This window comes from Bacillus sp. SRI_025 (assembly GCF_057592095.1).
Map to the genome: position 1 here is coordinate 666,881 of NZ_JBYEGB010000001.1, position 20,810 is coordinate 687,690.

Genomic DNA, 20,810 nt, shown 5'->3' on the forward strand with positions numbered 1-20,810 from the left:
CTATCCCTCCCCGTAATGAATCTATTTATCGTTATGAATTCCCTGCAAGATGTCATTCCTATGTTATCATGTTATACACATACTGGAAATTATTTAAATCGACACGAAAGAAGTGGGATGACGTATGCAAAGGATTTATTCTGCAAAATTATTATTCGAATCCATCTCATCACCAAGCAATATTCCCGATAAAATCTTTGAAGAACGAATCATCTTGGTAAAAGCTAAGAACCAACGTCAAGTGAAGGAAATAGTCAAACAAGGCTTCCCAGAGGAAATCTATGATAATGCAGAAGGTGGCCAAACTAACATAAAATTAGCAGCCATTCTAGATATTTTTGAGCTTGTCGATCACTTAGAGCAAAAATCACTACACTTGAGTGAAGTGTACAGCCGCCACCTTATTTTTGATGAAGAAACTTCTGTTCAAGAAGCCATCGAGGCCTATTCTTTAGACAAATAAAAAAGCCGGCTGCTCAGCCGGCTTTTTAATAGCGCTGGAATAACTCTGGGTTTTTCGGAACGTTTTCTAAATAAACGATCTTCCCTTGGTCGTCCAGCTCTGCGATATCAATTCCTTCTGCTGTATAGACACGGCCATCCGAAAGCTTTCCGCACACGGCCCAGTTTGTTTCATACTTTCCATCTTCTCTTTTAATCCATCCTTCCCACATATGCTTAATGTCATCATGTACGTGAAAAAATGTGTTCAAAAATTGTGTGAATGCTTGGATTCCAGGCTTCTGGGCGCCATTTAAGACAATCATGACATCGTCAGAAAACAATGCCAGCAATTCATCCAGCTGCTCCTGCCCTTTTCCTGCTTCATCGTATCGGCGAAAATATGTATCGAGCAATTCCATGTTCATTCTCCTTTATTTACCTGTCATTTCGAAAAAAATCGAACTATATAATTGTACACAATTGTTTCTCGCCTGTCTATTTTCCCCGACATAAGAAAAGACATGAATTGATTCAATCCATGTCTCCCTCAGATCAAAGAGATGCTTTTTCTGCTTCAACAAGTGATTTCAGCTTTTCTGCTGCTTTTTTTGGATCGGTGCTCTGGCTAATGGCGCTAATGATGCTAATGCCATCTGCCCCCGCTTGTATGACTGGAGCCGCATTGTCGTATGTGATCCCTCCGATACCCACAATCGGAATTTGAAGGCCATGCCGGCGGACTTCAGTGATCAAAGACACTCCCTGGACACTGCGTGTATCCTTTTTCGTTTCCGTTGGATAGACTGGGCCCATCCCGACATAATCTGCTCCGTCTTTCATAGCCTGTTTCACTTCATCTAAGTTATGCGTCGACACGCCTAATATTTTATTCCCGATCCTTTGTCTGACGTCTTTTGCGTTTGTGTCTTCCTGTCCAACATGAACGCCATCTGCATCAAGATCAATCGCTAGCTGTACATCATCATTCACAATAAAAGGAACATTTGCTTCTTGGCAAAGCGCTTGAATTTGACGAGCCAATTGTTTCTTCTCTTCACCATGCAAGGCTTTTTCACCCTTTTCACGAAATTGAAACATGGTGATTCCGCCTTGAATGGCCTCTTTCACAACATCAAGCGGCTGTCTCGTTGAATTTGCTGTTCCCATAATAAAATAAACCGATAATTGCTGTTTGATTTGCTCTTGATCAGCCTTTGTCATGTGAAACTCCCCCTAATTTCCCTAATGTCAGAACATCATCGCCGGTTGTGTGTTCTAGTGCGTTTAACAATTCCATTTGAAAGGTCCCCGGTCCTTTATCCTTTGTTTGCAGAGCTGCCTTTTCAGCTGCCACACCATAAAACAGCAATGCAGCGGCCGACGCATGAAGCGGCCTTTCACCTGCTGCACAAAATGCTCCAATGATAGATGTCAGCAAACAGCCGGTTCCTGTCACCTTGGTGAGCCATTCATGTCCATTATGAATGGACAGCACCTCATTTCCATCTGACACCACATCGACTTTTCCTGTGATCACCACTATTGTCTGAAGTACAATGGACGCTTGTTTGGCTAATGCCGATACATCTCCATTCGCCGCTTTCGCATCAACGCCTTTTGACTCCCAGCCATCCACTCCAAGTAAATGAGCCACCTCAGCAGCATTCCCCCGGACAACGGTCATTTTTACTTTCTCTAACAGCTGTTTAGCCGCATTCGCTCGAAACGTTGTCGCACCGACGCCGACAGGATCTAACAAAACAGGTACACCTTTTTCATTGGCGGCTTGTCCAGCGAGAATCATGGCTTCCACCGTCTCATTGGTCAGTGTGCCAATATTAAGCACAAGTGCATCCGCTAATTGTGCCATTTCAGCCACTTCTTCTTTGGCGTTTGCCATGACTGGCGAAGCACCTAAAGCAAGCAGTCCATTCGCTGTGAAATTCGTCACGACTTGATTCGTGATATTATGGACGAGTGGATTTTCCTCTCGAACCTTCTCCAATAAATGAGACGCGCGGCTTGTTTTCATCTGTATCGTCCTCCTTTTACTCTGCATCCCACACGTAAGATTTCGTATGCTTTAACCATTCTCTTGCCGCAAACGACAAATAGCGGTCTTTTCGCCAAATGACACCTAAATGCCACGGGATTGATGGGTTTAGGGAAATGACCTTTACCTTTTCAGGATCAAGATCACGGCAGATTCGTTCTGGCAGAAGTCCAATCCCTAAGTTTTCAGCTACCATTTCACTAATGAAATCCCACTGAGACGTTTCATAAATGACATTTGGCCGGAATCCCGCATTCATACATTCATTTAAAATCCGGCTGTGCAGAACAAAATCTTCTCTAAAGAAAATAAACGACTCTTCCCTTAAATCAGCTAAATGTACCTCCTCACGACCGGCCATCGGATGGGATGGATGCGTCACGAGCTTCATGTTCTCTTTAATAATGGTGTACGTATGAAAAATTTTATCATTTGCAGGCAGAACAATGACACCAATATCTAATGACCCATCCTCGACCCCTTCCTCTACTTTAATGGAGCCGTGCTCGACCAATTGAAATGTGACATCTGGATATTGCTGGCGGAATTCTCCCATGACATTCGGGAAGAAACTTGACCCAATCATCGGGGGCAGTCCGATTCGGATATGCCCTTTTTTCACATTCATTAAATCATTTAATTCGCTCGTTAAATTCTGAAATGACTGCGTGATTTCACTCGCCTGTGTATACATGGTTTGGCCGGCATCTGTCATTTCAACCTGCCGTCCATTTCGGTAAAACAACTGCACCCCCAGCTCATCCTCCAGGTTTTTGACCATCTTGGAAATGGTCGGCTGTGATACGTAAAGGGACTGCGATGCTTTCGTGAAGCTCTTTAACCTTGCCACTTCTAAGAAATATGTTAAATGTCTAATGTCCACATGCTTCATCCTTCCTATAGACAAAAGGAATAATTACTATTCGATATATGTATTTTACCTATAACTAAACGTGCTGTACACTTTAAAGTAAGCTCATCAATTGGAACGTTGTCATGTTTTTGTGAAATAGTGAACAATTTATATAGAAAAAGGAGTGAACAGAAAGTGAAATTGCTCAAAAAGCCGCTGATTGCTGCCCTTCAGATTATGGTCTTGTTTATTTTTGCGAAATTCATGAATGTGCTGGCGGCCTTTTTGCATTTAAGAATCCCGGGCACGATCTTAGGCATTCTTGTCATTTTCTTATTACTTCATTTTAAGATCATTCAATTAAAATGGATAGAACTTGGCGCCGTATGGCTGCTCGGAGAACTGCTGCTTTTCTTTATTCCATCAGCAGTTGGTGTCATTGATTATGGAAAACTGCTTTCTCAATCTGGCACAAGTATTGTCCTTGTCGTCTTAATTAGTACGTTTGTGGTCATGCTCTCAACTGGTATCATGACGCAAATGATTGCGAAACGAAAGGAGCGAAAAAAGCTATGTTAGTTGGCGGACTATTTCTGATCTTAACAGTTCTTTTATATCTCGGATCAAAAGCGGTGTACAAACGGCATCCAAAGGTTTATGTCTCACCATTACTTGTCACTCCGCTTGTTCTTGTCGTCTTGCTGTTAATCGTCAACATTCCTTACGATGCTTACAATCAAGGCGGGAAATGGCTCACGAATATGCTGCAGCCTGCGACTGTTGCTTTTGCCATTCCTTTATATAAGTATTTTCATATCCTGAAGAAGCATGCAGTGGAAATTCTTTTGAATGTGGCTTGCGGCTCTATCATTGCGATTTTATCAACGGCATTTATCGCCAAGTTATTTCATCTGGACACAGGCCTTATTGAGAGCCTTGTCCCAAGATCGGTCACAACACCTGTAGCAATGAGTGTGTCAGAAATGATCGGCGGCATGCCGTCCGTTACGGCTGTCTTTGTCATTTTAACCGCACTGTTTGGATCGATTATCGGTCCAATGGTGATCCGTTACTTCCGCATCGATAATGACATTGCCATGGGCGTCCTGCTTGGAACAGGTGCACACGGTGCAGGAACATCGAAAGCCTTTGAAATGAGCTCCGTCTCAGGGACGATCTCAAGTGTATCGATGATTATTTCAGCTATTATTACATTATGTGCAGCGCCGATCCTCATGTCGTTTACCTTATAAAAAAAGCTATTTCCCTTATAGGAAATAGCTTTTAGATTGTTGACAAAGTGCTAAAATGTTCTTTATTTTAGCACTTGTCTTCTTTTCAGCGTGATAGAAAACCTTTGCAGTCTAGGAAGGACGAGTACCGGAGCGGAGCAAATTTGACATTCGTGAGCACCGGAGCGCAGACCTGCGGGCGAATGCGAGGGTTTGTCTACACGCTGAAAGCCATTCCTTATCGGAAATGGCTTTTTCTTATGCTTGTATGAAGACAACCTTTAAATAGTTCCCTTCAGGATAATTCTTCGTTGTACGAAAATCCTCAGGAAGTGTATATTCTTCAAGAATCCGATAGGTTTTCCCTGATTCTTTAAAGGCCTGCGCAATAAATCCTTTGAACTTTTTCATGCCAAATGCACTGCTATTCGTTGATGCCACAATGACTCCGTTCTCAGCTGTGATTTGGATGGCTTCTTTTAATAGCTTCTTATAATCCTTCGCCGCACTGAATGTGTGCTTTTTCGTTCGTGCAAAGGAAGGCGGATCTAAGATGACGAGATCATAGGTCCAGCCTTTTTTCGCTGCAAACGGAAAATATTTAAAGACATCCATGACTTTGATATCCTGCCCGTCCACATCAATATCATTGACTTCAAACTGCTCAGATGTTTTTTTCAAGCTGCGATTTGCAACATCCACACTTGTCGTACGGCTCGCTCCACCAAGCGCAGCTGCTACTGAAAAAGCACCTGTGTAAGAAAACGTATTGAGCACAGTCTTTCCCTTTGCATAACGATCTCGAATCGCTTTTCTCACATGACGCTGATCAAGGAAAATGCCCGTCATCGCACCATCATTTAAGTAAACTGCTACGTTCATGCCGTTTTCTTTCACGATGAGAGGAAATTCACCTTTCTCTCCCTTCACAAAATCATCATCTTCTATATACTGTCCAGACGTATCAAATCGTTTCTTCTCATAAATACCTTTATAATCTGGATAGACGTGCTCAAGTGCAGCCAATACTTCTGCCTTCAATGTATAGACTCCTTCGCTATACCATTGGATGAGGTAGAATCCGTCATAATGATCAATCGTGACGCCGCCAATTCCATCCCCTTCTCCGTTGAACACACGAAAAGCAGTCGTCTGTGCATCACGAAATAAATGCGTTCTGCTTTTTGCTGCCTGCTCAAGCCTAGAGACAAAAAAAGCTTGATCTATTTTTTCGTTCGCATCAAAGGTTAGTACCCAGCCGATTCCTTTATTTTGCACACCATAATACCCTTTTCCTAAAAAAGCGCCTCGCTCATCTACCCATTCAATGAGCTCGCCTTCCCGTACACCGTTCACATTCGATACTGCATCTTTGGAAATGAGCGGATATCCCTTTTTCACTTGTTCCGCAAATGTTTGTTTTAATGAGATTTTTTTCATTTGTGTCATCCTTATCCTAAATTGACTCTCTCTATCCTACCATATGAATGTATACGTTACTTCTATTATGATAAGATGAGGAGAAAAATATCAACATGACATAGAGGAGGCACTTCGTTTGACGACATTACGCTTAGATCATACAGGTATTATGGTTTCGAATATTGATCAATCGATTGATTTTTATGAAAAAGTGGTGGGGATGAAATTAAAGGACCGCATCACTCATACAAATGGAGTGATTGAGCTTGCATTTCTCGGTTTTAAAGATGAAGCAGAAACGGAAATTGAGCTCATCCAAGGCTACAGCAGTGACCTGCCATCTGAAGGGAAGGTCCATCATCTCGCCTTCACAACAGACAATATTCATGCTGAATTCAATCGAATTCAAAAGCTGCAAATTGAATTAATCGATGAAGAAATCACAACATTACCAAATGGATATTGCTACTTCTTTTTCAGAGGACCAGATCAAGAATGGATCGAATTCTTCCAGCGCTAATATTTCCTAGGAAATCGTGCCGCTAAATATATCTTCCATTTATTCATAAAGAAAAGAGTAAGAGCATGTATATGCCCTTACTCTTTTTTATAACACTTTACTAAGAAATGATTTTGTACGCTCATGCTGCGGGTTTCCAAAGAGAGCTTCCGGTTTGTCTTCCTCGACAATATATCCGCCATCCATGAAGATGACACGGTCTCCTACCTCTCTTGCAAAGCCCATTTCATGTGTCACCACAATCATGGTCATGCCTTCGACAGCTAATTGTTTCATTACAGCTAATACATCCCCTACAACTTCAGGATCAAGAGCTGATGTCGGCTCATCGAATAATAGTACTTTCGGGTCCATTGCCAAGGCTCTTGCAATGGCAACACGCTGTTTTTGTCCACCGGATAATTGGTTAGGGTAGCTTTGGGCTTTGTCTTTTAAGCCGACTTTTTCAAGCAAGTCTAGCGCTTTTTCGGCCGCTGCCTTCTTTTCAATGCCTTTTACCTTTATCGGTGCGATCGTAATGTTTTCTAAAACAGTTTTATGAGGAAATAAATTAAAGTGCTGAAACACCATGCCTACTTCTTGTCGTACTTTATTGATATTCACCTTTGGGTCTGTAATCGTGTGTCCGTGGACAACGACTTCTCCAGCAGTGATATCTTCTAATTTATTGAGGCATCTAAGAAACGTGCTTTTCCCTGATCCAGAAGGACCAATGACACACACTACTTCCTTTTCCTCGATGACTGCATTAATATCCTTTAATACTTCGTGATCGCCAAAGGATTTCTTTAAGTTTTTCACCGTAATCATACTCATTTGATATCAAATCTCCTTTCTGCGTAGCTAGCCAGTAGAGAAAGTAAATAAATGATCACGAAATAAATGACACCGACAATGAGCCAGACATTCAATGGATCAAATGTAGCCGATGCTTGAACTTGTCCTCGCTGCATAATATCGGCAATCCCGATAATAGATAAGAGAGATGTATCCTTCAAGCTGATGATGGCCTGGTTTGTAATCGCTGGGAGCATGCGGCGGAAGGCCTGCGGAAGGACGATAAAGCGCATGTTTTGTCCCCCTGTAAAGCCTAATGAGCGCGCAGCTTCTGTTTGCCCTTTATCAATGGACTGAATCCCTGCACGAATAATTTCTGAGAAATAAGCCCCTGCATTAATCGCTACTGTAATAATCCCTGCGGGCACTCGATCAAGCGAAATGAATTCAAGTGTATTCAAACCAAAATAAATGAAGAATAGCTGTACGATAAATGGTGTGCCTCGAATGGCATTCACAAAGACGAGTGCGATGAAATTTAAGAGTTTAAATGGTGACAGACGGAATAATGCCACAATTAACCCGATGATAAAACCTAAAATGATGGCAACAACAAAGATATATAAAGTGGTTTGCAAACCATCCATTAAATACGGAAATGCATTAATAATTGTATCCATGTTTCTCCCTCCCTAATTCACATACGGCTGACACATAAAGAAAGCGCGCTCGAAGCGCGCCTCGCTTGTGTTATGACTTCAAATATTTATCAATAATTTTGTCATATTCACCGTTTTTCTTTAGGTTCTCCAGACCTTTATTGATTTTCTTCAATAGGTCTTGATTTTTCCCCTTCATGACAGAGATACCATACTGATCTCCATTCAAGCGGTCTCCAACTGTTTTCAATTTTAAATCTTGTTGTGCGATCGCATACGTAATGACAGGATAATCCTCAATTAAGGCATCTGCATTTCCGTTTGATACTTCTTGGAACATAGATGGGCTGTCATTAAATTGAACGACTTCATACCCATATTTATCTGCGTTATCAGATGCGAACTTTGCACCAGTCGTCCCGTTTTTAACAGCTAGCTTTTTCCCCTTTAAATCATTAATTGATTTGATGCTGCTGTCCTTTTTCACAACAACTGTCAGCCCAGCGTCAAAGTAAGGATCTGAGAAATCTACTTTCTTCTTACGCTCATCTGTAATACTCATCCCGCCCATTCCAACATCAAGCTGTCCTGCCTGCATTGCTGGAATGATACCTGAGAAGTCCATAGCTTCCAGCTTCACTTTGAAACCTTGATCTTTTGCGATTGCATTAATTAAATCAACGTCTATGCCTTCATATTTACCGCCCTTTTCAAATTCAAATGGCGGATACGTTGTATCTATCCCAATTTTATATGTGCCTTTGCCTTCTCCCGAACCACTGTCTGATTTTGATCCACAGGCTGCCATGACAAGCACAACAATTAGTCCCATGATCAATAACATCGATTTCTTCATAAAACACGACCCCCATTGTCAGTTTTGTCTAAATATTCGCAATAACAATAATACTATAACACGCTAAAGCTATAGTGTGTGATATTTTTTATCAATACCAAAGATCCATACAATTCTAGATCAATAGTCTCTTTAAATTTTACTTTTTTGCGAATAACTCATTTTATTCTAAAAGAAGAGTCATTCACAATTATAATGTAAGATAATCTTACAAAAAAATGAGGCATCACCTTGATTAATGATGTTTTTTTCTAGTATACGAAAGTAAACTCAACAACCGGCTTCCTCGCTTTATTGATATTGTAATATATTTTTTTCAAAACCCTCTTTTTACCTAAAAATATGTAAGCGTATACATAATGTCGCCTTCTCCCTATTTCTTTCACTACTGGTTGAATTTACATCAAAAAACATGTTTTACAAACTGCATGAGAGAGCTTAAAATATAAGAATATACTGGAATATGGAAAGTTGATTCAAAAGAACGGATTTTAATAGATGAAGAAAGGAGGATATGAATTGGCAGAAGCAGGTGTTTTGTCGTCCGTAGATGTAGCAAATATGCTCAATGATTGGTATGTCATGATGAAGAAAAGAGAGATACAAGGTGCCATCCAGTTAAAAGAAGACATTCTTCAGGCGTTTGATCGAATGGAAGAAAATCAAGACGTCTTACTTTACTATCAACTGCTAGAGTACCGTTTTAAAGATCTAATAGAAGATACAGCTTCGTTAGATCATAGTCTTTTTGTTGATGAAAATGCCATCCGTACGGATGATATGCTCAGCTATTATTTCTATTTCTTTAAAGGGATGTATGAAATGCGCAGAGGCAATCAGGATACGGCATTTCACCATTTAAAATTGGCCGAGGATAAATTAGATCTCGTGCATGATGACATTGAAAAAGCCGAATTTCATTATAAAACAGGGTGTCTTTACTATAATATCAGGTCCACGCTTCTCTCCATCCACCACTTAAAGAAGGCTTCATCTATTTACGACGCAGATCCATGTTATGTGAAAAAATCAATCAGCTGTCAAATGATGCTTGCTTTGAATTATGCGGATCAGTCGAAATATGATGAGGCAGAATCGTTGTTCGAAGAAGTGATTCATTCACTAGAACAGATGGAAGATCCAGATTTACTTGGACACGCCTATTGCAATGCAGCCTTTATTAAAAGTCTAAGAAATGAATACAGTGAAGCTGTGCCACTCCTAGAAAAGGCTTTAATGATAGAAACATTCGAAACTTCTTCTCCAGGCGGCTATTTACTTGCCATGTACGCCTACACAAAAGCACTATTTAAGCTGAAAAAGCCAGGTTTGTTCCACTATTATGTACAGCTTTCACTTCAAAAAGCAGAAAATTTAAAACAACGAAACATTTCACTTAAATTATCCATTTTAGAAACACTTATGATTCAGCCAGACAACATGATTGAGCAAATCAAGTCTTATTGTGATCAATTAGAATCGATGAATTTCCTTGTTGATCTTGAAGCTATTTGTCAGGATGCAGCTGCTTACTTAATGGATCTTGGACTTCATGAAGAATCCTCTTATTTTAGAAACAAGGCGTTGTCCTTAAAAACTTGTTAAGAATATGGAGTGATGTATGATGAAGAAATGGCTTATCACAAGTGCGATTTTTACCCTCTTGATAACAGGTGTTTCTATTGGTGCTTCCGTTCAAAAAGACAGCAAATCTGCACAATCTCAAGATATCATTCAAAAGAGGGATCGTGGAACCAACCCTTAATATGAAAAAAGCAGCTGTGATCAAAACAGCTGCTTTTTTATGTGTTAATCAATTTCTCGTTTGATATTTTGCATTTTTTCATCTAAGTAATGGGCAATATCTGCGGCTTCCTTCAGTTCATCAGTCAGTTGATGAGGAACATCGTTTTGCAGTTTATAATAGATTTTATGCTCTAGACTCGCCCAAAAATCCATCGCTATGGTCCGTACCTGAATCTCAACCTTCACATACTCCACACGATTCGTTAAGTAGACAGGAATCTCAACAATTAAGTGAAGGCTTCTGTAGCCATTTGGTTTCGGATGTTGAATGTAGTCTTTCACTTCAAGAATCTTTAAATCCTCTCTTTGCCTCAATACATCCATAATGTTATAGATATCTTGAATAAAAGAACAGATGATGCGGACACCTGCGATATCATGGATATGCTCCTTGGCACATTGTGTCGTGATATCGCATCCTTTTCTTGCTAGTTTATTCACGATGCTTTCAAAGGATTTGATCCGTGATTTTGTATGCTCTATAGGGTTATGTCCATGGATTAAATTATACTCCTGACTGATAATCGAAAACTTTGTATCCATTTCATCTAATGCAAATTTATATACTAATAGTTCATTTTTCCAGTCTTCCATGACATTTTTCAAATCTTCAACATGAGTTGCTGACATATTCATTTTCTTTGTCATCTCCTTTTGGGAAACGGCAGCTGTACCGCTTTCCGTTTACTAGACGGAGAGAGGACTCGAATGGTTTTAAAAAATACGCAGTTAGCCTCTTTGTTTGTAATATGTCAGCGCCAGTGCAAGAGCCAGCACAGAACCTTTCACAATATCCATTGCATAATAAGGAACAGACATCATCACAAGCCCATTTTGTAAGATTCCGATGAGTACAGCTCCGATAAAAGTACCAAATGCGTTTGGCTTACCTGCTCCCATGACGGAAAAGCCAATAAAAGCAGCCGCTACTCCATCCATTAAATATGGTGCCCCAGCATTAATTTCTGCTGTCATCACCCTTGATGCCAGCACGATACCTCCAATCGCTGCAAATAACGCAGAAAGCAGATAGGCCGCAATTTTGTATTTGTTCACATGAATACCAGACAATCGAGCCGCTTCTTTATTCCCACCGATGATGTACATGAATCGGCCGTGCTTTGTGTAGGTCATGAAAACATGCGCAAATAGAACAATGGCAGCCATAATGAGAATGATATATGGCACCTGTCCGATTTTGCTGAAAAAGGCAGGGATCGTTCCTGTTGAAAACGTACCATCAGGCAGCACCATATTTTCAGAAATGGTCGCCCCTTTCGTATACGTTTGAGCCAGCCCTTGAATGATAAACATCATGGCTAATGTCATGAGCATATCTGGAATTTTCATTTTGACGATCATCCATGCATTTAACAATCCAACAATGATAGAAGCCACTAGTGCAGAAAGGATGGCAATCAGTGGGTTTTGCGAGAACCATACGAACATAGAAATGACAATGGCATTTGACAGCGTAGCGACTGATCCAACTGATAAATCAAAACCGTTTACTGCCAATGAGATGGTTAAACCCACCGCAATGATGGTCACTATTGAGATAGACCGTAAAATATTGATGATATTTCCCGATTGCAAAAACGCTGGATTCGCTGCCGCAAATACCACAATCAACACAACAATGGTTAAAATCGTCCCATATCGATAAAAGAAATCAAACAGATGAAAGGATGGCCGCTGTTTTTTGATTTGCTGCACAGGGGCTGGAATTTGTTGTTCGCTCATGATTGTCCTCCTGTTGAATGATATAAAAGCTCCTCTTCAGTCGTCGGTGCAGTCATTTCCCGGGCAATGCTGCCATCATATAACACGTATACTCGGTCAGCGATACCTGCAATCTCTGACAGCTCACTCGACGCATAAATGACAGATTTTCCGCGGGCGGCAAGCTCTGCAATCAAAGTGAAAATATCTTTTTTCGCTCCAACGTCTACACCTTTAGTTGGTTCATCAAAGAGATACACATCTGCCTCAGCCAGCAGCCATTTTCCGATGGCAACCTTTTGCTGATTTCCGCCAGATAGGTGCTTCACCTTTGCTTCAAGAGACGGCGTTTTGACGCCAAGTCGTTTGACGATGTCGCCTGCACCCTGCTTTTCCTTCGAACGATGTAAGAAGCTGAATATCCGTGAAAATGAATGAAGACTTGCAGCCGTTAAGTTCCACCCCACGCTCTCTTCGGTCAGAACCCCTTCTTTTCTCCGCTCTTCAGGTACAAGGGCTATTCCAGCTCTCACAGCTTGATGAGGCGATGTGATGTGAATGGTTTGACCATGCAGCTGCACAGTCCCCGTCTGTTTTTCTGAGGCACCGAAAAGGGCTTTGCACAATTCTGTTTTTCCAGCACCGACAAGTCCTGCGATCCCGAGAATTTCTCCTTTTTTGACATAAAAGTGAATGTTGTTTAATTTGTGTTGATCGTTTAGCTCTTTCACTTGAAGCACAATAGGTGCATCTTTCAAAGGTTTGCGAGACGGGAATTGTTCCTCTAATGGCGCACCTAGCATTTCTTCAATGACTTGCTGCGGATTTGTGTCTTTGACAAGGTGAGCTGCGACATCCGTTCCATTTCGCATCACTGTCAGTTCATCACAGATGGTGAAAATTTCAGGCATGCGATGAGAGATAAACACGATCCCTGTCCCATGCTGTTTCAGCCGATCAATCATGGAGAATAATTTGCTTGTTTCTGCATGACTAAGCGGAGCTGTTGGTTCATCTAAGATTAAAATGCTGCATTGAATGGAAACGGCCTTAGCAATGAGCACCATCTGTTTTTCAGCAAGGGTCAGATCGCTGACAAGTCGTTTTGTGGAGATGTCGATGTCCATTTCTTTTAATAGCTGAGCCGCCTTGCGATGCAGCTCTTTCCAGCTGACAAATGTTTTTTTCTCAATCTCATGCATCATCATATTCTCGCCAACACTTAAGTAGGGAACAAGAGCCGTATCCACTTCTTGATGGACCGTCTGCACACCATATGAGGATGCATCCTTTGGGGTTTGAATAGTTGCCGCCTGGCCATTGATGTGGATGGTTCCGTCGAAGTGGGAATGAGCGCCAGAAAGAACCTTCATTAACGTGGACTTCCCAGCACCATTTGCTCCAATTAGTGCATGGACCGTCCCTTTTTTTAATGTGAAATTCACTTGATCTAAAGCTTTGACCCCTGGGAATTCAATTGAAATATTTTTCATACGAACAAGCGGCGCTGTCATAGGTGTCCTCCTTCTCTTGATATCATCTGAAAAACGAAACACCCTCTATGGAAAGAGAGTGCACGTCGCTTATTTTGTATAATGCTTCTTCAAAGTCTTCATCCAATCTTCCTCAAAAGCAGTCGATGAACCGAATCCCTTCACTTCGTCTGCAAGATTGACCATGTTAATGGCTTTTCCTGCTTGTTGAAGCTGCTTTTGCGAGATGAGAGAGGCCTCAAGGTCATAGGAAGATGGTGTTTTCTCACCAGCTATTTTCTTCGCAAGAATCCTCACGTCGACTGCGCCGATGAGCTTCGGATCAACCGCTGCTGTGTACTTCCATGGACTGTCCTTCGCTGTCATTTCTTGAAGATCAGCATTTGACACATCAATCCCATAAATCTTCACTTCTGTTCTTCCTGCTTCCTTTAACGCTCTTGCTGCCCCAATGGCAAAGGCATCCCATGTGGCAAAAATAGCGTCCAGTTTGCCCTTTGGATACTTATTCAGCATGGCTGCTACTGCATTTTGCGTTTGAACAGACGTATCAGAAGAGGCTACACCAAAGCGGTCAAGCTCCTTGATCCCTGAATGTTGTTTAAGCGTTTCTTGATAGACCTTATTTCGTCTCACCATTGGCGGGAATCCATCTACCCACAGGTACGCAATATTTGCTTTTCCTTTAAAATCAGACACGAGCGCGTCTAATGATTTTTTCGCTAATTGTTCGTCATCTTGAGACGTCACTGTAACCCCTTTGATGTCCTTTAGCTTAGGATTCGAATCAAACGCTACAACCGGAATGCCTTTCGCTGTGATCTTTTTCACATCAGCGACTGTCGCCTCGTCGTCCCCGTGAGAGATGATAAAGCCATCATAATTTTCTTCCAGCGCCTGAGAGATGGCATCATGGAATTTCGCTGTATCACCATTGGCGGTGTAGACATCTACCGTAAAGCCGAGTGCTTCACCTTCTGCCTTCGTTCCAGCTAAAAATTGAGCTGTATGATCGTCTCCTCCAATTTTGCGGATGACTTTAATTTTTGCTCCCTGTCCCTTTGCAAATCGCTTCGGTACATTGTCAAAAGAGACTTTTTCGTTTGCATTTGCCTTTGAGCCTGCACTTGATCCAGTGCCGCAGCCAGATAATAGGACGGTTAATGCCGTTAATAAGACAAGAAATGATGTAAAATGCTTACGCTTCATTGCTGTTCCTCCTCAAGTTGTTTTAAATTTTTCACATCGGAAAACTAGGTAAAAAAGTGGAAATACGCCTGTCAAACAGGCATTTGATTCGAAAAAGAGACGAAAAAAAGCCTCTCTTGGAAAGAGAGGCTTGATCACCGTTGCATGAAACATGTATCGGGAAGTCTTCCTCTCTTATCTGTCAAAGCTGTAACAGCTTTGCAGGAATTAGCACCAATTTCTATAATAGAAACGGTTGCTGGGCGTCATAGGGCCAGTCCCTCTGCCTCTCTTGATAAGAGATCCGTTATGAAATTTGTTTTCGTTGAAATGTCTTCTTTACTTTAATGTGATGTCACATCAATGTCAATGACTTTTTTGAAAATTTCTAAAATATCATCAGCTTCCGATAATTTTCTTAGCAGGTGATGATTTCTTCAGACGGAAATCATATTTTTTCTCATTCACAAATTGTGGGTTGAGATGGGCTGATCCTTTATCTTGACCGCTATTAGAGAGATAGGTTTTGTAGCCTTCCATCCATTTCCCGCGCCAAATCCACTGTGATGCTTTCGCACCTTTGCGATCATCATAAACGTTCTTCTGGAAGGTATTCTTTTGGTTCACTTGATAAAGATTCACGACTAAGTAATGCGAGGCGCTAGCCGTCATGATATTATTCGTGATTCGATTGTTCACTGCTTGATACTGCATTAGCAATTGGCCGCCTTCTAAGCCGGCTGTGTCATTTTTGTACAAAATATTATGTGAAATCGTCGTATTGGTTGTACCGCCACGCTTCGTATCATAGCCGCCAATAGATATGCCTGTATAACGGTTTAAATATACTTGATTGTGTTCGATGCGGATGCGATCTGCCATTTTTCCTTTATGTTCGCTTGTGACTTCAATCCCCAGGTCATTGTGATGTGAGATGTTATGATCGATCACAATGTCTTTTCCGCCATCAACATAAATTCCGCCAGCGGAGATGTCGCTTCCATAGGCTGGGTTCCCTGCACTCGTAATCTCATATACCATGTTTCTAGAGACGACTCCATTTCTAACTTGATCATACTTTTTAGAGGGTGCTACGTTCTCGAAACCAATTAAATCAATGCCAATATTATCAGTGTGCCGGACCGTGTTATGTGTCACACGGAACTTTTTGACGTTTCCATTTAGCACAAGCGCTTCACTGAAGCCCAGTTTTAATTTTTCAACGGTATTTCCTTTGATTTCAATGTCTTCTATTGCTGCAGGAGCTTTTGTCCCATAGACAGCAATTCCATGTGCATTTCCATTTTCATGTTTCGTCTGAATGTCATACACTCGGTTATTGAGCAATTTAACGCCTTTACCGCTTCCTTTGATGAAAATACCAACTGGTGTTAAATCTTCTTTATTCGTCTTAAGATGTCCTACAGTCAGGCCTTTGAGGGTGATGTAGCTCTTTTGATCGACCGTGACAAGACCGCCATCGGCTTGATTTCCTTTAAGGGATGCCCCGCTAATCACAGGTTTTTCTTTTCCGTAAGCTTGAAAGACAACGGGTGCTTTCTTTGTTCCGGAATGGCGGACAATCAATTTCTCTTTGTATGTACCGCCTCTCATATAAATGGTTGTCCCAGCCTTCGCCATACTTGCTGCTTTTTTCAGTGTGCGGAAAGGTTTTTGCTTTGTTCCCGGGTTTTTATCGTTTCCGTTTACCGCTACGTAATAAGCTGTGCTTTGCTTAGCACCAGCTTCCTCTGTCATCGCCTGACAGCCAAAACTGATCATGGACATGAATACAATGAGTAAAATGCTTGGTATCGCTCGTTTCATCTTGTTGTTTGCTCCTTTCCCTTCTCTTCTTCCTTTATCGGTTAAAAAAAAGAGGATTAAAATATGACAATGTCCCTTGCAATGTACTAGTCAAAAGGTGTATGGTTGAAAGAATATCTTACAGGAAAATCATTCGTTTTTAAATTGTCAGATTAATCAGTTAATAACGTATTTGGATTTTATTTCTTTTTTAAAAAGGGGGGAGATGAGCCAAACTGACAGCAGAGAGAAGGAAAGCGCTTTAACAGATTTTTCTTGTCTGAATTCCAGAAAACCTATTGCTAATATTTTGTGAAGGTATAGAATAGAATCATAATTATTTCATATTATTAGAATTTTCAAATAATCAAACAGCAAGGAGATTTACAATGCCAAAACAACCCATCCGCGTTGAACTTAGTTCAACAAAAAAACCAAAACCTCAATCTGATCAACTTGAATTCGGAAAAATCTTCACAGATCACATGTTTGTGATGGATTATTCAATTGATAAAGGCTGGTATGATCCAAGAATTATTCCTTATCAGGCTATTCCAATGGATCCAGCTTCGATGGTCTACCATTATGGTCAATCTGTTTTTGAAGGATTAAAGGCTTATGTTTCTGAGGATCAAAAAATTCTCTTATTCCGTCCGGAAAAGAACATGGAACGCTTAAACAGATCCAATGACCGCCTGTGTATTCCGCAAATTGATTCGGAAACAGTATTAGAGGGCTTAAATGAACTCATTCGCATTGATAAGGATTGGGTACCTGATGCAGAGGGCACTTCCTTGTATATTCGTCCATTCATTATTTCCACTGAGCCGTATTTAGGCGTTGCACCGTCTAGCACGTATAAGCTGATCATAATCTTATCTCCAGTGGGATCATACTATAAAGAAGGCATTCATCCGGTCAAAATTGCCGTTGAAAATGAGTTTGTCCGTGCCGTTAAGGGTGGAACAGGAAATGCCAAAACAGCTGGAAACTATGCCTCAAGCCTTAAAGCACAGCAAGTGGCTGAAACGAAGGGATTTTCACAAGTTCTTTGGCTTGATGGGGTCGAGAAAAAATACATTGAAGAAGTCGGCAGCATGAATATCTTCTTTAAAATCAACGGAGAAATCGTGACGCCTGAATTGAACGGCAGCATTTTAGAAGGCATCACACGTAACTCTGTACTTGAGCTGTTAAAGCATTGGGGAATTCCAGTCACAGAGCGCAAAATTTCAATTGATGAGTTAATTGAAGCACATCAATCTGGCGAGCTTGAAGAAATCTTTGGGACTGGAACGGCAGCCGTGATCTCTCCTGTCGGGGAATTAATTTATCATGATCAGCCATATGTGATCCAAAATGGTCAAACAGGCGAAGTATCCAAGAAATTGTATGAAGCCATTACTGGCATCCAAAAAGGAACACAGCCAGATATCTTCGGCTGGACAGTTGAAGTTGACTCGGTCGTCAAGCAAGCATAAGCATGTAAAAGAACCTTTCATTCACGAAGGGTTCTTTTTTGTTTATTAACCTCTCCGATATACCTTATAATGGTAATAAATTAAGGAGGGATGGTATGTTTTTTACTTATCTATTAGCGTTCATTGGGATCTGTATCGGATCGATGATCGTCGCTACTGGTTTCGACGATTCACCGTTCCTCACCCGATTTCTATTTAAGGCGCTTGGGATTTCTATCCTTGCTCTTTCCATCTCTTTTGTAAAGGTTAGACGAAGGAAGTTACAGAAACAAAAGGCGAAAAAGACTTAGTTGACTCGTCTGCTTCCCATCAAATCGTGCACCAAAACAAGACCGATACCGCAACAATTGCCCCGACGTATATCCACTGTTTCCCCTTGATGCTCCGCTTTCTTTCGATCAGTAAAAAAATCTCTGGCAAAAAGATGATCATGATTTCTAGGATAAAGACAAGATAGTAAACAAGCGGCATCGGCTGGAAATCAAACTTTCTTGCATCTCCTCCAATCGTTGCGAAATACATCAATAGGTTGGTCACTGGAATGGTGAAAGAAACAAGCAGACGGAGAACATAGATCCACACATAGTCCTTATGCCGAATGAGGCCAACAAATGAAGCAATAAGGCCATACAAAAACAAGATCACTGTGCCATAACTTATTACAGGCTGTACGACAAACCCGTAAAGCATTAAACCAATTGCAACCATATTCCAACAGTCCTTTCTTTGAAGCCATACATGCTGTTTTTTCTATCATACACTTCTTTCTCCAGTTTCCATATGAAGAAATCATAAAAAATGACCCCATAAAAGGGGCCATTTTTTATGTGTTAAGCATTGACTGATTTGAAGAATTGCGGTAAATATTCACGATGCGCTTCAAGCATTTCATCTAAAATTTGCTTTGCAATCTCGTCAGATGGGACGAGCGGGTTGATTGTCATCGCAACAAGAGCCGTCTCGTAATCTCCAGTCACAGCTGCTTCGGCTGCCACACGCTCGAATGATTTGATTTGTTGAACGAGCCCTCTGACAGCTAGAGGCAGATCACCTGTCGCGATTGGCTTTGGTCCGTCCTTCGTAATGATACAGTTTACTTCAACCGCTGATTCAGCCGGAATGCTGGCAATCGCCCCTCTGTTCACTGTATTAACTGGTTGAATGTCATGCTTATCATTATAGATGGAGCTGATTAAGTTACAAGCCGCATCGCTGTAATAGGCTCCGCCTCTTTTTTCGAGCTGCGGTGGTTTAATCGACAAATCAGGATCTTTATAGAGCTCAAATAGTTCCCGCTCGACCTGCTGTACAACCTCCGCTCGTGTTCCTTTTTCTTGAGCCGCCTTTTGTTCTTCTTCCAGCATATCTTTCGTTTTATAGTAATAGCGGTGATACGGACATGGGATGACCCCTAATCCTTTCACAAAAGAAGGCTCCCAGTTTTTCGCTTCAATGTTTTTCATAGACCACTGGCTGTTTGGATTTCCTAGTTCATCAAGCACTTGATCCATAATGCTGACCCCGTCTAAATATACGTCTAATCCATAGACCATGTGATTGAGACCGGCAAACTGTACCTCGATGCGTTCTACATCCACTTCAAGCGCCTTAGCGATTCCCATTTTGATCCCAATCGGCACATTGCATAGGCCGACGACTTTTTTGAGATTCGTGTAGCGTAAAACAGCTTCTGTGACCATGCCGGCTGGATTCGTAAAGTTCACAAGCCATGCGTCTGGGCAAAGCTCTTCCATATCCTTTACAATGTCTAAAATGACTGGGATGGTCCGAAGGCCTTTAAATAAACCGCCTGGTCCGTTCGTTTCCTGACCGATGACGCCGTATTTAAGCGGTATTCTCTCATCCTTTGCCCGTGCTTCCAGCAGTCCTACACGAAATTGTGTCGTCACAAAATCTGCGTCCTTCAAGGCTTCCCGGCGGTCAAGAGTCAGGTGTACCTCAATCGGCAGACCTGCTTTTTCGACCATACGTTTCGCCAGAGCGCCCACGATGTTTAACTTTTCCTGACCCGCTTCAATATCCACAAGCCATAATTCCTTTACAGGCAATTCATGATATCGTTTAATAAACCCTTCGACGAGCTCAGGCGTATAGCTCGATCCACCGCCTATTGTGACAATTTTGATTCCTTCTTTCATGAATTGACACCTCCGAGTTGCTTCATTTTTTCATAGAGCTCAATGATTTCTGCTGCGAGCTCCTTAACGGTCATTGCGTTCATGAGATGATCCTGCGCATGAATCATGAGGAGGCTAATATCCGTCTTTTCGCCCCTGATTTCTCCTTGGATCAGCTCTGTCTGTGCGTGATGCGCCTCATTTAACGCGTCTTGTGCTTCCTGCATTTTTTGCTTCGCCTCATCAAAATTACCTTGCTTTGCACACGTAATGGCTTCCATCGCTGAGCTTCTGCCATTTCCGCCGTGCAGGATGAGTTGAAACACAATTTGTTCCATTTCCATCGGCCGCACCCCCCTT

The 20,810-nt window shown here is 41.6% G+C and carries 24 protein-coding genes and 1 riboswitch; of the genes, 8 read left to right on the top strand and 16 right to left on the bottom strand.

The features are described 5' to 3' along the window. Positions 1-124: 124 nt before the first annotated feature. On the top strand, positions 125-463 hold the full coding sequence (locus AC20OE_RS03430) for a DUF4288 domain-containing protein (protein ID WP_327842035.1): 339 nt from the start codon (positions 125-127) through the stop codon (positions 461-463). Positions 464-488: 25 nt separating this feature from the next. Here the strand turns inward: AC20OE_RS03430 and AC20OE_RS03435 are convergent, their stop codons facing one another. The 4 genes from AC20OE_RS03435 to cidR all read right to left on the bottom strand — a co-directional run bounded on the left by AC20OE_RS03435 (position 489) and on the right by cidR (position 3,380). Next, positions 489-863 (bottom strand): nuclear transport factor 2 family protein, encoded by a 375-nt coding sequence (locus tag AC20OE_RS03435; RefSeq protein WP_487268382.1) that lies wholly within the window; start codon positions 861-863, stop codon positions 489-491. A gap of 133 nt (positions 864-996) precedes the next feature. Beyond that, on the bottom strand, positions 997-1,665 hold the full coding sequence (gene thiE / locus AC20OE_RS03440) for a thiamine phosphate synthase (RefSeq protein WP_487268384.1): 669 nt from the start codon (positions 1,663-1,665) through the stop codon (positions 997-999). After that, positions 1,652-2,476 (bottom strand): hydroxyethylthiazole kinase, encoded by an 825-nt coding sequence (gene thiM, locus AC20OE_RS03445; protein ID WP_487268386.1) that lies wholly within the window; start codon positions 2,474-2,476, stop codon positions 1,652-1,654. Before thiM ends, thiE begins: the two co-directional genes overlap by 14 nt. 16 nt (positions 2,477-2,492) lie before the next feature. Next, on the bottom strand, positions 2,493-3,380 hold the full coding sequence (cidR, locus tag AC20OE_RS03450) for a cidABC operon transcriptional activator CidR (RefSeq protein WP_039182411.1): 888 nt from the start codon (positions 3,378-3,380) through the stop codon (positions 2,493-2,495). Positions 3,381-3,545: 165 nt separating this feature from the next. Here cidR and AC20OE_RS03455 point away from each other — a divergent pair, with 165 nt between their 5' ends. Both AC20OE_RS03455 and AC20OE_RS03460 read left to right on the top strand, forming a co-directional pair. Next, positions 3,546-3,929 (top strand): CidA/LrgA family holin-like protein, encoded by a 384-nt coding sequence (locus tag AC20OE_RS03455; protein WP_080967207.1) that lies wholly within the window; start codon positions 3,546-3,548, stop codon positions 3,927-3,929. Then, positions 3,923-4,603, top strand: a complete 681-nt coding sequence (locus AC20OE_RS03460) for a CidB/LrgB family autolysis modulator (protein ID WP_212043584.1) — start codon at positions 3,923-3,925, stop codon at positions 4,601-4,603. Before AC20OE_RS03455 ends, AC20OE_RS03460 begins: the two co-directional genes overlap by 7 nt. Positions 4,604-4,840: 237 nt before the next feature. Here AC20OE_RS03460 and AC20OE_RS03465 read toward each other — a convergent pair whose 3' ends face one another. After that, positions 4,841-6,022 carry a class I SAM-dependent rRNA methyltransferase gene (locus AC20OE_RS03465; RefSeq protein ID WP_059377228.1) on the bottom strand — a complete coding sequence of 394 codons (1,182 nt, stop codon included), beginning with the start codon at positions 6,020-6,022 and terminating at the stop codon, positions 4,841-4,843. A gap of 118 nt (positions 6,023-6,140) precedes the next feature. On the opposite strand from AC20OE_RS03465, the gene glxA reads away from it, so the two are divergent. Next, the gene (gene glxA / locus AC20OE_RS03470) at positions 6,141-6,524 is read left to right on the top strand and encodes a glyoxalase GlxA (protein ID WP_039182421.1); all 384 of its coding nucleotides are present in this window, start codon (positions 6,141-6,143) and stop codon (positions 6,522-6,524) included. An 87-nt stretch (positions 6,525-6,611) separates the two neighbouring features. Here glxA and AC20OE_RS03475 read toward each other — a convergent pair whose 3' ends face one another. The 3 genes from AC20OE_RS03475 to AC20OE_RS03485 form a co-directional block, all read right to left on the bottom strand. Next, on the bottom strand, positions 6,612-7,340 hold the full coding sequence (locus tag AC20OE_RS03475; RefSeq protein WP_039182423.1) for an amino acid ABC transporter ATP-binding protein: 729 nt from the start codon (positions 7,338-7,340) through the stop codon (positions 6,612-6,614). Then, positions 7,337-7,981, bottom strand: a complete 645-nt coding sequence (locus AC20OE_RS03480) for an amino acid ABC transporter permease (protein ID WP_059377231.1) — start codon at positions 7,979-7,981, stop codon at positions 7,337-7,339. Before AC20OE_RS03480 ends, AC20OE_RS03475 begins: the two co-directional genes overlap by 4 nt. Before the next feature lie 70 nt (positions 7,982-8,051). Next, positions 8,052-8,816: a transporter substrate-binding domain-containing protein gene (locus AC20OE_RS03485; protein WP_024423857.1), complete on the bottom strand. Its 765-nt coding sequence runs from the start codon at positions 8,814-8,816 to the stop codon at positions 8,052-8,054. Between the two features lie 519 nt (positions 8,817-9,335). Between AC20OE_RS03485 and AC20OE_RS03490 the strand changes: the two genes are divergently transcribed. Next, positions 9,336-10,421, top strand: coding sequence for a Rap family tetratricopeptide repeat protein (locus AC20OE_RS03490; protein WP_039182425.1), 1,086 nt, complete (start codon positions 9,336-9,338; stop codon positions 10,419-10,421). A 19-nt stretch (positions 10,422-10,440) separates the two neighbouring features. Beyond that, positions 10,441-10,581 carry a hypothetical protein gene (locus AC20OE_RS03495; RefSeq protein WP_180272453.1) on the top strand — a complete coding sequence of 47 codons (141 nt, stop codon included), beginning with the start codon at positions 10,441-10,443 and terminating at the stop codon, positions 10,579-10,581. A 44-nt stretch (positions 10,582-10,625) separates the two neighbouring features. On the opposite strand, the gene ywaC is transcribed toward AC20OE_RS03495, so the two are convergent. The 5 genes from ywaC to AC20OE_RS03520 all read right to left on the bottom strand — a co-directional run bounded on the left by ywaC (position 10,626) and on the right by AC20OE_RS03520 (position 16,852). Beyond that, positions 10,626-11,258 (bottom strand): GTP pyrophosphokinase YwaC, encoded by a 633-nt coding sequence (ywaC, locus tag AC20OE_RS03500; RefSeq protein WP_039182427.1) that lies wholly within the window; start codon positions 11,256-11,258, stop codon positions 10,626-10,628. 93 nt (positions 11,259-11,351) lie between these two features. Next, complete coding sequence (locus tag AC20OE_RS03505; protein ID WP_487268392.1) at positions 11,352-12,365, bottom strand: ABC transporter permease; 1,014 nt, start codon at positions 12,363-12,365, stop codon at positions 11,352-11,354. Further along, positions 12,362-13,858, bottom strand: coding sequence for a sugar ABC transporter ATP-binding protein (locus tag AC20OE_RS03510; protein WP_099663797.1), 1,497 nt, complete (start codon positions 13,856-13,858; stop codon positions 12,362-12,364). The genes AC20OE_RS03505 and AC20OE_RS03510 overlap by 4 nt, the downstream gene beginning before the upstream one ends. A 69-nt stretch (positions 13,859-13,927) precedes the next feature. After that, positions 13,928-15,046, bottom strand: coding sequence for a sugar ABC transporter substrate-binding protein (locus AC20OE_RS03515; RefSeq protein WP_041087658.1), 1,119 nt, complete (start codon positions 15,044-15,046; stop codon positions 13,928-13,930). A 171-nt stretch (positions 15,047-15,217) separates the two neighbouring features. Then, positions 15,218-15,327: riboswitch (SAM riboswitch) on the bottom strand. A 97-nt stretch (positions 15,328-15,424) separates the two neighbouring features. Next, positions 15,425-16,852 (bottom strand): right-handed parallel beta-helix repeat-containing protein, encoded by a 1,428-nt coding sequence (locus AC20OE_RS03520; RefSeq protein WP_487268395.1) that lies wholly within the window; start codon positions 16,850-16,852, stop codon positions 15,425-15,427. 368 nt (positions 16,853-17,220) lie between these two features. On the opposite strand from AC20OE_RS03520, the gene AC20OE_RS03525 reads away from it, so the two are divergent. Both AC20OE_RS03525 and AC20OE_RS03530 read left to right on the top strand, forming a co-directional pair. Beyond that, positions 17,221-18,312, top strand: coding sequence for a branched-chain amino acid aminotransferase (locus AC20OE_RS03525; RefSeq protein ID WP_039182437.1), 1,092 nt, complete (start codon positions 17,221-17,223; stop codon positions 18,310-18,312). 95 nt (positions 18,313-18,407) lie between these two features. Continuing rightward, complete coding sequence (locus AC20OE_RS03530) at positions 18,408-18,602, top strand: hypothetical protein (protein WP_487268397.1); 195 nt, start codon at positions 18,408-18,410, stop codon at positions 18,600-18,602. A gap of 19 nt (positions 18,603-18,621) precedes the next feature. Here the strand turns inward: AC20OE_RS03530 and AC20OE_RS03535 are convergent, their stop codons facing one another. From AC20OE_RS03535 to AC20OE_RS03545, 3 genes are all read right to left on the bottom strand, one after another. Beyond that, entirely contained in the window at positions 18,622-19,020 is a 399-nt protein-coding gene (locus tag AC20OE_RS03535; RefSeq protein ID WP_338593453.1) for a hypothetical protein, read from the bottom strand. Positions 19,021-19,142: 122 nt separating this feature from the next. Then, complete coding sequence (locus AC20OE_RS03540) at positions 19,143-20,471, bottom strand: 6-phospho-beta-glucosidase (protein ID WP_487268399.1); 1,329 nt, start codon at positions 20,469-20,471, stop codon at positions 19,143-19,145. After that, positions 20,468-20,794, bottom strand: coding sequence for a PTS lactose/cellobiose transporter subunit IIA (locus AC20OE_RS03545; protein WP_487268401.1), 327 nt, complete (start codon positions 20,792-20,794; stop codon positions 20,468-20,470). Before AC20OE_RS03545 ends, AC20OE_RS03540 begins: the two co-directional genes overlap by 4 nt. Positions 20,795-20,810 lie beyond the last annotated feature (16 nt).

What these genes read in the sequence shown, in the direction of transcription:
- AC20OE_RS03430 (WP_327842035.1), top strand. Translation starts at nt 125, where the DNA reads ATGCAAAGGATTTATTCTGCAAAATTATTATTCGAATCCATCTCATCA.
- AC20OE_RS03435 (WP_487268382.1), bottom strand. Translation starts at nt 863, where the DNA reads ATGGAATTGCTCGATACATATTTTCGCCGATACGATGAAGCAGGAAAA.
- thiE (WP_487268384.1), bottom strand. Translation starts at nt 1,665, where the DNA reads ATGACAAAGGCTGATCAAGAGCAAATCAAACAGCAATTATCGGTTTAT.
- thiM (WP_487268386.1), bottom strand. Translation starts at nt 2,476, where the DNA reads ATGAAAACAAGCCGCGCGTCTCATTTATTGGAGAAGGTTCGAGAGGAA.
- AC20OE_RS03460 (WP_212043584.1), top strand. Translation starts at nt 3,923, where the DNA reads ATGTTAGTTGGCGGACTATTTCTGATCTTAACAGTTCTTTTATATCTC.
- AC20OE_RS03465 (WP_059377228.1), bottom strand. Translation starts at nt 6,022, where the DNA reads ATGAAAAAAATCTCATTAAAACAAACATTTGCGGAACAAGTGAAAAAG.
- AC20OE_RS03475 (WP_039182423.1), bottom strand. Translation starts at nt 7,340, where the DNA reads ATGAGTATGATTACGGTGAAAAACTTAAAGAAATCCTTTGGCGATCAC.
- AC20OE_RS03480 (WP_059377231.1), bottom strand. Translation starts at nt 7,981, where the DNA reads ATGGATACAATTATTAATGCATTTCCGTATTTAATGGATGGTTTGCAA.
- AC20OE_RS03485 (WP_024423857.1), bottom strand. Translation starts at nt 8,816, where the DNA reads ATGAAGAAATCGATGTTATTGATCATGGGACTAATTGTTGTGCTTGTC.
- AC20OE_RS03495 (WP_180272453.1), top strand. Translation starts at nt 10,441, where the DNA reads ATGAAGAAATGGCTTATCACAAGTGCGATTTTTACCCTCTTGATAACA.
- ywaC (WP_039182427.1), bottom strand. Translation starts at nt 11,258, where the DNA reads ATGAATATGTCAGCAACTCATGTTGAAGATTTGAAAAATGTCATGGAA.
- AC20OE_RS03505 (WP_487268392.1), bottom strand. Translation starts at nt 12,365, where the DNA reads ATGAGCGAACAACAAATTCCAGCCCCTGTGCAGCAAATCAAAAAACAG.
- AC20OE_RS03510 (WP_099663797.1), bottom strand. Translation starts at nt 13,858, where the DNA reads ATGACAGCGCCGCTTGTTCGTATGAAAAATATTTCAATTGAATTCCCA.
- AC20OE_RS03515 (WP_041087658.1), bottom strand. Translation starts at nt 15,046, where the DNA reads ATGAAGCGTAAGCATTTTACATCATTTCTTGTCTTATTAACGGCATTA.
- AC20OE_RS03520 (WP_487268395.1), bottom strand. Translation starts at nt 16,852, where the DNA reads ATGAAACGAGCGATACCAAGCATTTTACTCATTGTATTCATGTCCATG.
- AC20OE_RS03525 (WP_039182437.1), top strand. Translation starts at nt 17,221, where the DNA reads ATGCCAAAACAACCCATCCGCGTTGAACTTAGTTCAACAAAAAAACCA.
- AC20OE_RS03530 (WP_487268397.1), top strand. Translation starts at nt 18,408, where the DNA reads ATGTTTTTTACTTATCTATTAGCGTTCATTGGGATCTGTATCGGATCG.
- AC20OE_RS03535 (WP_338593453.1), bottom strand. Translation starts at nt 19,020, where the DNA reads ATGGTTGCAATTGGTTTAATGCTTTACGGGTTTGTCGTACAGCCTGTA.
- AC20OE_RS03540 (WP_487268399.1), bottom strand. Translation starts at nt 20,471, where the DNA reads ATGAAAGAAGGAATCAAAATTGTCACAATAGGCGGTGGATCGAGCTAT.
- AC20OE_RS03545 (WP_487268401.1), bottom strand. Translation starts at nt 20,794, where the DNA reads ATGGAAATGGAACAAATTGTGTTTCAACTCATCCTGCACGGCGGAAAT.